Source organism: Clostridioides sp. ES-S-0054-01 (assembly GCA_021561035.1).
Classification (GTDB): Bacteria; Bacillota; Clostridia; order Peptostreptococcales; family Peptostreptococcaceae; genus Clostridioides.
The window spans coordinates 1,036,760-1,051,861 of the sequence record CP067346.1 but is presented as its reverse complement, the minus strand read 5'-3'; the positions used below and the strand labels follow the sequence as shown (position 1 = coordinate 1,051,861).

The following is a 15,102-nucleotide window of genomic DNA, read 5'->3' as shown; positions in this document are numbered from 1 at the left end:
AGATTTTTGAGATTGTTTTTTTTTAAACAATATTAGTTAAATTTTACATATCAAATTCTTATTTATTATAGTCATAGAATCCTATTTTAGTTTTTCTTCCTAATTGGTTAGCTCTAACCATTTTAGCTAAAAGTGGGTGAGGTCTATATTTAGTATCTCCAAATTCAGTATATAGAACGTTCATTATAGCTAAAACAACATCTAATCCTATTAAATCACCTAATGCTAATGGTCCCATTGGATGGTTTGCACCTAATTTCATGGCTTCATCTATTTCTTCCTTACTTGCAACACCATCTGCGTATATACCAACAGCTTCATTTATCATAGGTACAAGTATTCTGTTTACTACAAATCCAGGAGATTCAGATACATCTACTGGTACTTTATTGATACTCTTAGATAATTCAAATACTGTATCAAAAGTAACTTTTGACGTTAACTGACCACTTATAACCTCAACTAATTTCATCATAGGAACTGGATTGAAGAAATGCATTCCTATAACTTTATCTGCTCTCTTAGTAGAAGAAGCTATTTCTGTTATAGATAATGATGAAGTATTTGTTGCTAAAATAGTATCTTCTTTACATATTTCATCTAATAACTTGAAAACATCTTTCTTTATGTTCATATCTTCTACAGATGCTTCTATGATTAAATCCATATCTTTTAAATCTTCATAATTAGTAGTTGAGCTAACATGACTTAATATTTCTGTTTTTGTAGCTTCGTCTATTTTTCCTTTAGTAACTAACTTAGTTAAATTTTTATCTAACAAACCTAAACATTTATCTATAGCACCTTGAGTTCTACTCTTTAAACATACATCATGACCACAACTTGCAAAAGTTTGTACAATACCACTTCCCATAGTTCCACTACCTATTACAGCTAATTTCATAGTTATAACCTCCTGTTATTTTAGTATTTATATTCTGTTAACTAGATTAGAATATCTTAATCTAGTTAACAGCAAATATATTTTTAATTAGATTGTTTACCCTTTTATAAAGTTAGCTTCTCTTTTTTCAACGAAAGCTGACATTCCTTCTTTTTGGTCTTTAGTTGAAAAACAAAGACCGAATAAATTAGATTCTATATCTATTCCAGTATTTATATCAGTTTGAGCACCAAGTTGTATTGCTTCTTTAGAGTATCTAACTGCAAGCTGAGCATTTTTAGCTATTATCTTAGCTAGTTTCTCAACTTCTTCTATCAAAACTTCTGGCTCAACAACTCTATTTACTAAACCTATTCTTTCAGCTTCATCAGCTTTTATAACTTTACCTGTAAAGATTAATTCTTTTGCCTTTGCCATTCCAACCAATCTTGTAAGTCTTTGAGTTCCCCCATATCCTGGAGTTATTCCAAGAGTTACTTCTGGTTGACCAAATTTAGCTTTAGCAGATGCAATTCTTATATCACACGCCATTGCAAGTTCGCATCCTCCACCTAAAGCAAACCCATTTACAGCAGCTATTACTACTTTTTTACTACTTTCTATTTCTCCAAAAGCTTTAGCTCCTAAGCTACTAAAATCTTTAGCAGCCACAGCATCTAAATCCTTCATGTATGCAATATCTGCTCCAGCTACAAACGCTTTTCCTTCCCCTGTCAATATTACAACATCAATAGCTTCATCATTGTTAATATCTACAAATACTTCATAAAGTTCTTCTAAAGTCTTTGAATTTATTGCATTAAGGGCTTTAGGTCTATTCATTTTCACTGTACATATATTTCCATCTACTTCAACAGCTACATTCTCATAAACTTTAACATCACTTGTACTCATAATACCCTCCCCAAGAAATTAGTTAGCTAAAACTTCACCTTTTTCTTTTGCAACACTTAACTGACTGATAAGTTCTGGAAGTACCTTATGAACGTCTCCAACTATACCAACATCAGCATATTTAAATATTGGGGCTTCTGGATTTTTATTTATAGCAACTATAAACTCAGCATCTTCCATACCAGCTATATGTTGTATTGCTCCAGATATACCACATGCTATATAAAGGTCTGGTCTTACAGTTTTACCAGTTTGACCAACTTGTCTTGCTTTATCTAACCATCCTGCATCTATAGTGGCACGAGATCCAGAAACTTCTCCACCTATAATTTCAGCTAATTCATAAAGTATGTCTAAGTTTTCTTTTCCACCCATTCCACGTCCAGCAGAAACTAATATCTTAGCATCTTCTATTTTAACTTGTTTTTTAGCCTCTTTTATTACTTTTACAACTTGAACTAGTTTGTCATCCTCATTAAATTCTACCTTGAAACGATTGATTACAGCTTCTTTAGTTTCATCAGGCTCATTTTTCTTCATAACTCCTGGTCTAACTGTAGACATTTGAGGTCTGAAGTCTTTACAAACTATTGTTGCCATTATATTTCCACCAAAGGCAGGTCTTGTCATTAATAATAACTTTGTATCTTCAGCTACTGCAAGACCTGTACAGTCAGCAGTAAGACCTGTATGTATTCTTGCAGAAACTCTAGGTGCTAAATCTCTACCTATTGAAGTTGCACCAAATAATACAACTATTGGGTCAGCTGCTTTTATTGCTTCATAAGCTGCTTTTGTATATGGTTCAGTTGTATACACTGCTAAAGCTTCATCATCTACTACTATTACTTCATCTGCACCATAATGCGCTAATGTATCTATTAAACCTTCTACCTTACTACCTAAAAGTAATGCAGAAACTTTTGTATCATAATCTTTTGCTATTTCTGTAGCCTTTCCTAGTAATTCTAAAGAAACTGTTTGAATTACATTTTCTCTTTGTTCTATTACTACTAAAACGTTACCCATTCTTTATCCCCCCTTAAATTATATGATGTACTTCTCTTTTAATTTATCTATGATAATTCCAGCTGATGTTTTCGCATCTTCGTTATATATTGTACCAGCTGGTTTAACTGATTTTGTAAATGATTTAAATACACTAGTTGGAGAACCTTTAAGACCTAAATTAGAAGGGTCAACTTCTATATCTTTTACAGTCCATGTTTCTACTACATCATTTTCGAAAGCATCATATATTCTTCCAACTTTCATGTATCTTGGTGTGTTCATATCTTTAAGAGTTGTTATAAGGCATGGCATTTTAACTTTTAAGTCATGACAACAATCTTCAAATTGTCTTTTTACTAATACATATTCACCTTCAGTTTTTATTTCTTCAGCATATGTTATTGATGGAAGATTTAAATGTTCAGCTATTTGAGGTCCAACTTGTGCAGTATCACCATCAATAGCCTGTCTTCCAGCTATTATAATATCAAAATCTATATTTTTTAATGCTCCTGCTAATGCTGATGAAGTTGCCCAAGTATCAGCACCTGCAAATGCTCTATCTGTTAATAATATTGCTCTATCTGCACCCATTGCTAAAGCTTCTTTTAAAGCCATATCTGCTTGAGGAGGTCCCATTGTTATTACTGTTATATGAGCGCCCATTTCTTCTTTTAATTTTATAGCTTCTTCTAAACCTGCTTTATCATCAGGGTTTATTATACTTGGTACTCCATCCCTAATTAAAGTACCTGTATTAGGATCTAGTTTAACTTCTGTTGTATCTGGAACTTGTTTTATACAAACGACTATATTCATAAATCCTTCCTCCATATCTATTTTAATATCGACCTATTACGTATATTTTAGTATTTATCTATTTTAATAATTTTCCTGAAATAACCATTCTTTGAACTTCACTAGTTCCTTCATATATTTCAGTTATTTTAGCATCTCTCATCATTCTTTCTACTGGATAATCACGAGTATATCCATATCCACCATGAAGTTGTACAGCTTTTGTAGTAACTTCCATAGCTGTCTCAGCTGCAAATAGTTTTGCCATTGCTGCTTCCACTCCATAAGGTTTTCCTAAGTCTTTATTTATAGCTGCTTGATATACAAGATGTCTAGCCGCTTGTACTTTAACTTCCATGTCAGCTAATTGGAATTGTGTATTTTGGAATTTTGATAGTGGTCTACCAAACTGCACTCTCTCTTTTACATATTTAACTGTTTCATCAATAGCACCTTGTGCTAAACCTAAAGCTTGTGCAGCTATACCAATTCTACCACCATCAAGAGTAGACATTGCTATCTTAAATCCTTGACCTTCTTTTCCAAGTAAATTTTCTTTAGGTATTCTACAATCTTCAAATATTAACTCACTAGTAGCTGAACCTCTTATACCCATTTTCTTTTCTTTAACACCAAAGCTAAATCCAGGAGTTCCTTTTTCAACTATAAATGCTGATATTCCTTTGTTACCCTTAGATTTATCAGTCATTGCCATTACTACATATATGTCACCAGCTATTGCGTTTGTTATAAATATTTTTGAGCCATTAAGTATGTATTCATCTCCATCTAAAACAGCAGTTGTTTGTTGCCCAGACGCATCTGTACCAGCATTAGGCTCAGTAAGACCAAATGCGCCTAATTTTTCTCCACTTGCTAATGGTCTTAAGAATTTTTGTTTTTGTTCTTCATTACCATATTGATATATAGGCCATGAACCAAGAGATGTATGAGCTGATAGGATAACACCTGTAGTACCACAAACTCTAGACAATTCTTCAACCGCCATTATGTACCCTACTGTGTCTCCACCTTCTCCACCATATTCTTTTGGATACGGTATACCCATCATTCCTGCTTTTGCCATCTTTTCCACTGTTTCATAAGGAAATCTTTCTTCTTCATCAAGTTCTGTTGCTAAAGGTTTAACTTCATTTTCAGCGAAGCTTACATATAACTCTTTAAGCATCTGATATTTTTTAGAATTTAAATCCATAATAGCCTCCTCAGTATTTTATAAATATTTTATTTTCATTTATTAATTAAAATCTCGGCAACATCTATAATAAGGTATTTGAATATACGTCGAGAAATTTATAACCCTAATCAAAGTCCGCTCTATAATTTATATGTGATTATACTCACCAATTATGACATTAATTTAATTACAAATTGTTAATTTAAAATCAACTATAATTAAAAAAAATCTCGCTTTTTGGAATTTTATGAAATTTAAAGTTAGAATAAGATTTCTTTCACAATGGTTATAGAAAAAATAATTTGTTTACGATATTTATATTAGGATTTGTTAGATAGTAAACATTGTGTATATAGCTGTTTTTTAGCTATATACAGAAATTTTTTATTGTATAAAAATTATTTTAATAGAGCTAAACAATCATATTTTTATCTGATTATTTTTTATTTTTAAATATCTTACATTTATAATAGTATCACTCAAAGGATAATTTTTCAATAACTTCTAATTATTTTTTTAACAATATTTATTACATTTTTTCCATTTTTTTGTCATTTTTTTATTGTTTTGAAAAAAAATCAGAATTTTTTAACTTCATTTTGGATTATTAGTTTAAATTAAATTTTCCTCTTAGATTTATAAATATTTGCACAAAAAAACTATCTCTGTATAGATTATATATAGAGATAGTTTTTTACTAATTTCTACTATAGTTTACTATATTTTTTACCAATTTTTACAAACATCTACCCATTTTTCACATTTAGAAAACTTCTCCATTTCTTCACATGTAAGCTCTATTGCAGAATTACTACTTCCACATGCAGGAAATACTGTATCAAATCTCTTCATTGAATCATCTAAATACACTTTTAGAGAATTTTTTAATCCAAATGGACAAACACCACCAATGGCATGTCCAGTAAACTCCAAAACCTCTTCTGGTGTCAGCATTTTAGCCTTACAACTAAATTCAGCCTTATATTTCTTATTATCAATCTTAGCATCACCAGCCGTTACAATTAAGATTGCATCATCTCCTATTTTAAATGAAAGTGTCTTAGCTATTCTTGCTGGAATGACCCCTGCTGCCTCAGCTGCAAGTTCTACAGTAGCACTAGATTGTTCAAATTCTAATATGCTATCTTCTTTTCCAAATTGTTTAAAATACTCTTTTACATTACTTATTGACATTAAATACACCTCCTAACCTGAATGTTTACAAATTTCATATTATTTAATTATATCTATGATTGATTTGTTTTTCAATTTTTTCAAATCAATTCATAATATCAGCACTCCATACATCATTATTTTTTCCAACTACCAAATACAAGCATTTTACCATTGGAATATAGACAATATATTCTCCTTTATATTCAACACTCATACCAGACTCATTAAAGTATCTATAATCAAAATTTAATCCCTTTGGAATTACAAAATCAACATAACCTTGATTGTTTGGTTTTATCCCATATTTTAGAGTTTTTTCAGTTATAGAATTTTTTTCATTAAATAAATCTATATTTACATATGAAGAACATTCGTTTATTCCTTTTTTATTTTCTACACAATTTTCAAACTTCATTTTAGCACTGTTTAACTTATAACTATATTTACTATTATTGCTTATTTTAAACCTTACAATAGTACCAATATCCCCACTTCTTCTGCTATCAAAATCAAAAACAATTTCCTCTAAATGATTTATTTCATAATCTTTGACACTTACCATATCTCTATATACTAATTTATTTATAGCTATGAATAGTGTAAAAATTCCCAAAATAAAAAATGAAACTTTTATAAACTTATTCATTTCTAGTCTCCTTATATTTTGTGCTATAATATTAATTAAAATTTTAATAATTAAACTTATTCTTTTTTGAAATCCTAATAGAAAAATACATAGATATTATAAAAATTATTATTGTTAAAAATGTCATACTGTATAAATTTATATATTTAGTATTAGCCATATCAGTTACATAATTTGAAAGATATACTCCTCCAATTTTACTATAATTAAAATGCTTTACTTGATATACAGCCATGCTAATCGTCTTTAAAAGACTTCCATATACAAAATAAATTAAAATACTTACTATGAGACCACAAACTTTTATTTTTCCATATCCAAATTTAAAAATTAAAGGAAGTAAGATTGCCAAAATTGCTAAAAATATATTTACAGAAAAAAACACATCATTTAAAACCATATTCCTAAAGAATACTAGTGATGTCAATTTACTCACTAAAGACACAAATGTTGTTACAGAAATTATTAACCCTGCACCTAATAAATATTTTGAATAAACTATGTCTTCTATACTAACTGGCATACTCCTTATAAAAATCCTTGAATCATTTTCATAATCACACTCAAATGTATTTATAAACATTAAATAACTCACAACAACGCTTACTGTATAATATGAAATTGAATTAAGGAAAAAATAAAACACAAAAAACAGCAATATGTACTTTAAATTACGGATACCATCTGAACTAATCCCTATTATTAAATCTTTCCTTATTAAATTGAACATTATTTCACCTCATTTACATAATAATACATTAGTTCTTCTATAGTAGGATTTTTGACCTTATGCTTATCAATTTCTATCAACAGGCTTTTTACTTTCAAGCTACTTCCAACTTTAACAAGTGCCTCATTATAATATTTATACTCTTTCACACCAACTATGTTTTCTTTAATTGCTTCTAATTCTGCTTTATTTGCTCTAATTAGTTTATATTCTTGTTCTATTAATTCTTTCTTAACAGTAAAAATCTGATTTCCTCTATTTATAAAAACAAGATAATCAGCAATTTTAATTAGATTATCAGTATTATGAGTAGAAATTATTACACTGCTCTTTCCATTTTTCACAAAGTCTTGTAAATACTGCATTATTTCAGTTCTTACAATGGGGTCTATCCCAGCAGTTGGTTCATCCAAAATCAATAACTTAGCATCATGACTAAGTGCACTTGACAACATAAGTTTCTCAGATTGACCTTTAGATAAATTTTTAATATGCATATTTTCCTCTATATCAAACTTATTAAGGTATTCATCAAATATTTTTCTATCAAAATTCTTATAAAATAAAGACACTATTTTTCTAAATTCCTTAACCTTTAAATGTGGATAAAATTGTAAAGAATCATATACAAAACCAATATTGTTTTTAAAACTTATTGGAGAATTTTCAATAGTTTCATTACAAAGTTCAATTTCGCCTTCATCTGCATCAATAATCCCCATTATAATTTTTATTAAAGTCGTCTTTCCAGAACCATTTGGTCCTATAATCCCAGCAATATCCCCTTCCTTTAACTCTAGGTTTATATTACTTAACTTGAATTTTCCTAATTTCTTTGTGATATTCCTTACCTTAAACACATCTTCACCTCTTATGCATTTTTTTATACCCACCTATACATATTTTAACACATTCGCTACAAGCCAGGTCATTTATAAATTTATAAATTAAGAATTATAAAACTATGTTATAATACAAAGTATGAAGAGGTGAATATATGAAAAGAATTATAACTATAAATACAAACCAATTAAATAAGTCCCTTGAGACTAAAGAACTCTTAACTAAAAAACTTATCAATGCTGGCTTTGAAGTGTATTCAGATATTTATCCAGACACAGAACTCATTATATCAATTGGTGGTGATGGCTCTTTTTTAAGAACAGTTAGAGATTTCGATTTTCCTGAGATTCCTATAATGGGAATAAATACAGGTCATCTTGGGTTTTTTCCTGATATTTTACCAAATAAGATTGATAGATTTATTGAAGCTTATATAAAGAAAGACTATATTATTCAAGAAATGTCACTTCTTAATGCTGAAGTATATACAACTACTAGTGGCTCCAACATGCTTGCTGTAAATGAGGTTGTTATAAGAGGAGACAAGTCTAGGACTATACATCTAAATTTAAGCCTTGATGATAAACATATACAAAATTTTAGTGGAGATGGTATGATTATTTCTACTTCTACAGGTTCAACCGCCTACAACTATTCTGCTGGAGGTAGTATTGTTGATATAAATCTTGAACTTATGCAGATTACACCTTTACATCCAATAAATACCAACGCATATAGGTGCTTTACATCAAGCATAATATGTTCAAATGAATCTGTTATAAAAATTGCACCAGAATATAGATTTGAAGATTCTGTATTGATTGTCGTTGATGGAGTTGAGCACAGATTTAGACAAATTGAAAATATAAAAGTTAGCATATCTGATGCAAAAATAAAATTACTTAGGATGTCAAACTACGAATTTTGGCATAGAGTATCTGAAAAATTTTTATAGACTGTACTTAGGAGGATTTTTAATATGAAAATAGGAATAATGAGTGATACTCATGGTAGTTTACTTTACTTTGAAAAAGCGTTAAATGTATTATCTGATTGTGATGTTCTATTACATGGTGGTGATGTATTATATCATGGCCCTAGAAATGATATTCCAGAAGGATATAATCCTAAAAAATTTATTGAGACATTAAATAAATTAGAAAACATTGTGATTGTAAAAGGTAACTGCGATGCAGATGTTGACCAGATGGTTATAGAGCATCCTATTCAAAGCCCTTATGTAATGAGCCAATTTGGTGAAATTAGAATTATATTGAATCATGGTTATACAGAATCAGAAGAAGAAATTATTGACAAAGCAAAGAAAATGGGTGCTGACATATTAGTTTTAGGACATACTCATGTAAAAAAGCTATACATGGATGATAGTTTAATAGTAATAAATCCAGGAAGTACTTCTATCCCAAAAGATGGAACCCATTCTGTCGCAATTATAGATATCATAAAAACTGATGATGAAGATGAGCTTGAACTTGATATCAACTTAATTGACATCAATACTGGAAATATAATAAATATTAATGAATAATACATTTTCAACAACAATAAAGTAAACTTAATCTGTTAAATTCATAATAAAAAACAAGTAAACTATGTTATTTCTACTTCAATTAGAAATTTAAAGATAATACCTTAAACTTCTAATTAAATATAACTTGGTTTACTTGTTTTTATTATATACTATATTGAAATATAACTTAGTTTACTTATTTTTATTGTATACTATATTGAAATATAACTTAGTTTACTTGTTTTTATTGTATATTAATATTGATTTACAATGTTACTGTAATGCTAATGCTTCTGTATATGGTTTACTGTTCTTACCTCCACCAACTTGTACAAATTTATCAGCCTTTACTTTTTTTATAAAACTTTTCTGTGCATTACTTAAACTTCCACTTGCAAGGACTACAGGAGACTTTGTTTTTGATGCTAATACTCCAGTAGCAAGCCCATCAACTAAATCAGCTTCTCTACCACTTCCATCTTTTGCAAAATACATATTATTAACCTTACTTGACTTCCCATAAAACTTTTCTAAAACTTTAGCGTTAGTATCTTTTCTATCTGTTCCTGCTAGTCTTTCTGAATTTATTAATTGTCCTTCAAGTTTTTTACTTATACTATATTCTCCACCTACTATGTATGTCTCAGTTGAGTTTTGTGTAATAAAATTCTTTGCCTCACTTCTTATACTATCTTTGCCTGTATATATTATAGCTGTATTATCACTTGCTGCTGGGCTTGATATTGAAGTTGCATCTGCTAGACCATTATATCCATTAACCACTGCTACTTTTGAGACACCTAAATCACCAGTGTCATCTAACTGCTTAGTAAGAAGTAAAGATGTCTCTTCTCTATCTGCTCCACCAATTCTACTAACTAATACTCCTATATCTTCAAGAGATTCTTTTACACTTGATGAAATAGCTCCTTCGCTTCCAATTAAAATAACTTCCGCTGGATTAAGCCTTTTTATTTCATCTATTACACTCTCTGGTATACTATTTTTATTGGTAAGTAGTATTGGTGCATCCAACTTACTTGCCAAAGGAGTTGAAGCCAATGCATCTGGCAATGAATTTGAGTTAACTAGAAATACCCTTTCTGAACCATGATTCCATCCACTTTGAGATATTTTTATGGCTGTATCAAATCTATCTTCACCAATCAACGTTTCTTCTTTTAGAGCTTTTCTATTTTGGAGATAATAATTCATATCTACCTGTACATTTTGATTTTTACTAGTAGTCTCTGCATATACACAATTCGGCATTACAATCCCAAATGAAAGTACAAATGCAATTATTTTTTTAGATTTAATTTTCAATACAATTCCCCCTTTTAAATGTTAATACCTATTGATATCCATATTTCTTATTGATACGAGTTAAGTGTTTTTAATGTATTTAAATTTGCTAAAAAACCTATTGATATCTATATTTCTTATTGATACCCTAATAATTATCTTTTATAAAAATAATCATAAAAATAGCTATACCATTTCAAATACAATACAAGCTTATAATAAGCCTGACTTATAAAGAATGATATAGCTATTATAACTTTAAATACTTAATTTTTGAATACTTTTTAACTAAACTCTTTCAGCATATTTTTCAGCTATTCTTACAATTAATTTAGTAGCTTTCTCCATAGAGCTAACTGGTATACACTCATTTTTTCCATGGAAGTTTAATCCACCAGTAAAGATATTTGGACAAGGTAATCCATTAAAAGATAATCTTGCTCCATCAGTACCACCTCTTACAGGAACTAAACGTGGTTTTATATCTAATTCCTCCATAGCTTCCTTAGCTATATCAACTATAAACATAACTGGCTCAATCTTTTCTTTCATATTGTAATAAGAATCTTTTAAATCCAATTCCACTCTATTATCATATTTCTTATTTATTTTTTCTATATTTTCTATCATAATAGATTTTCTCTGTTCAAATTTTTCTCTACAATGGTCTCTAATAATATAAGCCATACTTACATTCTCAACATTTCCACCTATAGAATTTAGATGCCAAAATCCTTCATATCCTTCTGTTGTTTCTGGTCTCTCATCTGCTGGGAACATTTCTGATATTTCAGTAGCTATATGTATAGCATTTACCATTTTATTTTTAGCTGAACCTGGATGAACATTTCTACCATGTATAGTAATAGTTGCATTTGCTGCATTGAAATTTTCACATTCAAGTTCTCCAACTATTCCTCCATCTAAAGTATACGCATATTTTGCTCCAAATTTTTCAACATCAAATAAATCAGCACCTCTACCAATTTCTTCATCTGGTGTAAATCCTATTTTTATATCTCCATGCTTGATTTCTGGATGATTTATCAGGTATTCTATTGCAGTTACTATCTCAGCTATACCAGCTTTATCATCAGAGCCAAGTAGAGTTGTTCCATCAGTAACTATTAAATCGTCACCTTTGAATTCTACTAACTCAGGAGAATCGTTTACATACGTAACAACATTTAACTCTTCATTTAAAACTATGTCTTTTCCATCATAATTTTCTATTATTCTTGGTTTGATATCTTTTCCACTAACATCTTCAATTGTATCTAAATGTGATATGAATCCTATAGTATCCACACCATCAGTGTTTCCCTTTAAAGTAGCCATTATATAACTATTTTCATCTAAACTCACATCATCAACACCAATTGCTTTTAGCTCTTCAACTATATACTCAGCTAAAACTCTTTGACCTTCTGAAGATGGACAATTTTCACACTGAGAATTAGATGTTGTATCAAATGATACGTATTTTAAAAATCTTTCTACTACTTTTTGTTTCATATATATCCCCTCTTTCTTATAATATTAATGAAAATTTTTATTTATAAGTGAATAAAATTTTATTAAAAAAATCTCTCAATTCTTATAATTAAAAAATATCCACCTTCTTAAGTATATCATGCATACATACCAAACCCAAACAAAAAATTACTCCAATTATTCCTTTTACTTGGATTCCAATAAAAATCGCAGCTAGTGTAGCTAATGGATTCAGTCCAACATTTACTGATACTAGTTTAGGCTCAAGTATTTCTCTAACCAAAGATAAGACAAAAAATATTATAGTCATACTTATAGCTATAAAATAATTTTTTATAAGAAAATAGTAAACAATTATTGGAAGGTATATTGTTATTATCCCTAGAAATGGAATTAAATCCATTAAAGCTCCTACAAATCCCACTATTAGACCGTATTTCAATCCAAATAAAGCAAAACTTCCCCAGATTACAAAAAATGTTATAGCCATGAGTATTGTATAAGCTCTTACATATCCAACAAGTGAAAGACCTGCCTCTTTTTTTACATTTTTTACCTTCTTTCTGATATCAACAGTAAACATACTATAAAAACTATTTTCAATCTTATCTAGGTCTTTTGCTATAAAATATGTAGCAATAAACAAAGTAATTATAAATATTATAATATATGGAATAGAAGTAGCCAGTCCAAGTATACTAGTAAGAAGATTTTTTGTAATTTGCATTACCTCACCACTGAATTTATTTACTAATTGTTCTATATCAAAATTGGCTAGTTCTTGAAATGATTTCATAAAGTCGTTTATTTTATTTAAGAAATACATAATAGTATTGCTTATATCCTCAGGATTAGTAGATATATTATTTAAAAATCCCATTAATTCTTTTACTGAATTTATTACTATTATTGTAGTAACTGTACTAACTATAGCCACTGCAAGAAAACTTAGAACGAGCGTAGATATACCTTTGTTTATATGAAATTTATTTTCTAATTTTTGCGATATAGGATTAATCATAAGTGCTATTATACCACCTAGAAAAAATGGAGCTATGTATGGAAAAGCTTTGTAAATAAAAATGAATAACAATGTATATATACAAAAAAAGATAGTGTTGTTTTTTAATTTGTATAAAAAATTATTTTCTAGTATACTCATCTTAAAAATCTCCTTTCTTCTAATTTATATTTTTATTTTGTCCATTTCATACTAGTTTTATTTGAATACAAAATAAAAATAAGTGCATGAATATAAAAGCTAATTTTTATATTCATGCACTCCTAATAAATTTAAGAACATTATTACATTATGTATATATTCTTATTTTTTTAATTCTATTTTTTTCTATACTTTCTATACAAAATCTTATATTATCGACTTCAATTACTTCATTCTCTTCTGGCAATCTGCTTAGGTGTCCAATTATAAATCCTCCTATGGAATCAAACTCCTCAGATTCTAAATTTACACCAATAAGTTCATTAACATCACCAATTTTAGTGCTTCCATCTACAATATACTCATCTTCCTTTATAACTTGTATCTCATCTTCTTCTTCATCATATTCATCTTCTATATCTCCAACAATTACCTCTACTAAGTCTTCTATAGTTAGAAGTCCAGATGTACCACCATACTCGTCCACAACTATAGCCATCTGACTTTTCTCAAGCTTCATCTCTTCAAGAAGTTGTGTTATTTTTTTGAACTCATATGTGAAAAAAGGCTCTCTCATATAATTTTTAATATCAAATGACTCTATTTCTTCATCAGATAAAAATATAATATCTTTTATATTAAGTATCCCTACAATATCATCTATAGTTTCTTCATACACAGGCATTCTACTTAATTTTTCAGTTTTAAATACCTGTATTATCTCATCGTAACTATCTTCCATATCTATAGCTACCATATCTATTCTTTGTACCATTGCATTTTTAGCTTGCATATCTCCAAATTCAAAAACATTATTTATTATTTCTCTTTCTTCCATCTCAAGGACGCCTTCTTCATGACTTACATTTACCATAGTTTTTAGTTCTTCTTCAGTTATGAATGATTTAGCTCCTTTATTTGTTATACCAAATAATTTAAATATAATATTTGTGATTATATTAAATATCCATACTATTGGTCTCAATATAAATATAATTGCTTTTATAGGCTTGGATACTAATAGAGAAACCTTTTCTGAATTATTTGCTGCTATTGTCTTTGGAGTAATCTCACCAAATATTAATACTAATACTGTCATAACAGCTGTAGCAAGTGCCACTCCTTTTTCTCCCATTAATCCTATAAACAAAGATGTTGATATAGATGTTGCTGCTATATTTACGACGTTATTTCCAACCAATATAGAACTTAAAAGTTTATTTGGATTTTCTATTAATGAACTTACTAACTTAGCTCCTTTAACTCCTTCATCTTGCATATATCTGATTCTAATTTTACTCAACGACATTAAAGCCGTTTCAGATGCTGAGAAAAATGCAGACCCCATAAGTAATACTATTAAAAATATAATCTGAATCAAATTATTGGGCGATTCCAACACTTACCACA

15 protein-coding genes are annotated in these 15,102 nt (G+C 29.0%); 2 read left to right on the top strand and 13 right to left on the bottom strand.

Features of this window, described 5'->3' with window-relative positions; all coding sequences use genetic code 11:
• Positions 1–58 precede the first annotated feature (58 nt).
• From JJC02_05090 to JJC02_05050, 9 genes are all read right to left on the bottom strand, one after another.
• Positions 59–904 (bottom strand): 3-hydroxybutyryl-CoA dehydrogenase, encoded by an 846-nt coding sequence (locus JJC02_05090; GenBank protein ID UDN55554.1) that lies wholly within the window; start codon positions 902–904, stop codon positions 59–61.
• Positions 905–1,000: 96 nt separating this feature from the next.
• On the bottom strand, positions 1,001–1,798 hold the full coding sequence (locus tag JJC02_05085; protein UDN55553.1) for an enoyl-CoA hydratase/isomerase family protein: 798 nt from the start codon (positions 1,796–1,798) through the stop codon (positions 1,001–1,003).
• An 18-nt stretch (positions 1,799–1,816) separates the two neighbouring features.
• Positions 1,817–2,827: an electron transfer flavoprotein subunit alpha/FixB family protein gene (locus JJC02_05080; protein UDN55552.1), complete on the bottom strand. Its 1,011-nt coding sequence runs from the start codon at positions 2,825–2,827 to the stop codon at positions 1,817–1,819.
• A gap of 18 nt (positions 2,828–2,845) precedes the next feature.
• Positions 2,846–3,628 carry an electron transfer flavoprotein subunit beta/FixA family protein gene (locus tag JJC02_05075; GenBank protein ID UDN55551.1) on the bottom strand — a complete coding sequence of 261 codons (783 nt, stop codon included), beginning with the start codon at positions 3,626–3,628 and terminating at the stop codon, positions 2,846–2,848.
• 58 nt (positions 3,629–3,686) lie between these two features.
• Positions 3,687–4,823: an acyl-CoA dehydrogenase gene (locus JJC02_05070; GenBank protein ID UDN55550.1), complete on the bottom strand. Its 1,137-nt coding sequence runs from the start codon at positions 4,821–4,823 to the stop codon at positions 3,687–3,689.
• 708 nt (positions 4,824–5,531) lie between these two features.
• Positions 5,532–5,999, bottom strand: coding sequence for a YbaK/EbsC family protein (locus JJC02_05065; GenBank protein UDN55549.1), 468 nt, complete (start codon positions 5,997–5,999; stop codon positions 5,532–5,534).
• A gap of 85 nt (positions 6,000–6,084) precedes the next feature.
• Positions 6,085–6,627 carry a hypothetical protein gene (locus JJC02_05060; GenBank protein UDN55548.1) on the bottom strand — a complete coding sequence of 181 codons (543 nt, stop codon included), beginning with the start codon at positions 6,625–6,627 and terminating at the stop codon, positions 6,085–6,087.
• 43 nt (positions 6,628–6,670) lie between these two features.
• Entirely contained in the window at positions 6,671–7,357 is a 687-nt protein-coding gene (locus tag JJC02_05055; protein UDN55547.1) for an ABC-2 transporter permease, read from the bottom strand.
• Positions 7,357–8,217, bottom strand: a complete 861-nt coding sequence (locus JJC02_05050) for an ABC transporter ATP-binding protein (protein ID UDN55546.1) — start codon at positions 8,215–8,217, stop codon at positions 7,357–7,359. Before JJC02_05050 ends, JJC02_05055 begins: the two co-directional genes overlap by 1 nt.
• Before the next feature lie 137 nt (positions 8,218–8,354).
• On the opposite strand from JJC02_05050, the gene JJC02_05045 reads away from it, so the two are divergent.
• Positions 8,355–9,155: an NAD(+)/NADH kinase gene (locus JJC02_05045; protein ID UDN55545.1), complete on the top strand. Its 801-nt coding sequence runs from the start codon at positions 8,355–8,357 to the stop codon at positions 9,153–9,155.
• 24 nt (positions 9,156–9,179) lie between these two features.
• A complete protein-coding gene (gene yfcE / locus JJC02_05040; protein UDN55544.1) occupies positions 9,180–9,749 on the top strand; it encodes a phosphodiesterase in 570 nt (189 codons plus the stop codon).
• Positions 9,750–10,004: 255 nt separating this feature from the next.
• Here yfcE and JJC02_05035 read toward each other — a convergent pair whose 3' ends face one another.
• The 4 genes from JJC02_05035 to JJC02_05020 all read right to left on the bottom strand — a co-directional run bounded on the left by JJC02_05035 (position 10,005) and on the right by JJC02_05020 (position 15,094).
• Positions 10,005–11,057, bottom strand: coding sequence for a cell wall-binding repeat-containing protein (locus JJC02_05035; protein ID UDN55543.1), 1,053 nt, complete (start codon positions 11,055–11,057; stop codon positions 10,005–10,007).
• 267 nt (positions 11,058–11,324) lie between these two features.
• Entirely contained in the window at positions 11,325–12,551 is a 1,227-nt protein-coding gene (gene pepT, locus JJC02_05030) for a peptidase T (protein UDN55542.1), read from the bottom strand.
• Between the two features lie 88 nt (positions 12,552–12,639).
• Entirely contained in the window at positions 12,640–13,692 is a 1,053-nt protein-coding gene (ytvI, locus tag JJC02_05025; GenBank protein UDN55541.1) for a sporulation integral membrane protein YtvI, read from the bottom strand.
• A gap of 148 nt (positions 13,693–13,840) precedes the next feature.
• Positions 13,841–15,094 (bottom strand): HlyC/CorC family transporter, encoded by a 1,254-nt coding sequence (locus JJC02_05020; GenBank protein ID UDN55540.1) that lies wholly within the window; start codon positions 15,092–15,094, stop codon positions 13,841–13,843.
• Positions 15,095–15,102: the final 8 nt, after the last annotated feature.

Coding starts and splice junctions, on each gene's coding strand:
- JJC02_05090 (UDN55554.1), bottom strand. CDS start 904: ATGAAATTAGCTGTAATAGGTAGTGGAACTATGGGAAGTGGTATTGTA.
- JJC02_05085 (UDN55553.1), bottom strand. CDS start 1,798: ATGAGTACAAGTGATGTTAAAGTTTATGAGAATGTAGCTGTTGAAGTA.
- JJC02_05080 (UDN55552.1), bottom strand. CDS start 2,827: ATGGGTAACGTTTTAGTAGTAATAGAACAAAGAGAAAATGTAATTCAA.
- JJC02_05075 (UDN55551.1), bottom strand. CDS start 3,628: ATGAATATAGTCGTTTGTATAAAACAAGTTCCAGATACAACAGAAGTT.
- JJC02_05070 (UDN55550.1), bottom strand. CDS start 4,823: ATGGATTTAAATTCTAAAAAATATCAGATGCTTAAAGAGTTATATGTA.
- JJC02_05065 (UDN55549.1), bottom strand. CDS start 5,999: ATGTCAATAAGTAATGTAAAAGAGTATTTTAAACAATTTGGAAAAGAA.
- JJC02_05060 (UDN55548.1), bottom strand. CDS start 6,627: ATGAATAAGTTTATAAAAGTTTCATTTTTTATTTTGGGAATTTTTACA.
- JJC02_05055 (UDN55547.1), bottom strand. CDS start 7,357: ATGTTCAATTTAATAAGGAAAGATTTAATAATAGGGATTAGTTCAGAT.
- JJC02_05045 (UDN55545.1), top strand. CDS start 8,355: ATGAAAAGAATTATAACTATAAATACAAACCAATTAAATAAGTCCCTT.
- yfcE (UDN55544.1), top strand. CDS start 9,180: ATGAAAATAGGAATAATGAGTGATACTCATGGTAGTTTACTTTACTTT.
- pepT (UDN55542.1), bottom strand. CDS start 12,551: ATGAAACAAAAAGTAGTAGAAAGATTTTTAAAATACGTATCATTTGAT.
- ytvI (UDN55541.1), bottom strand. CDS start 13,692: ATGAGTATACTAGAAAATAATTTTTTATACAAATTAAAAAACAACACT.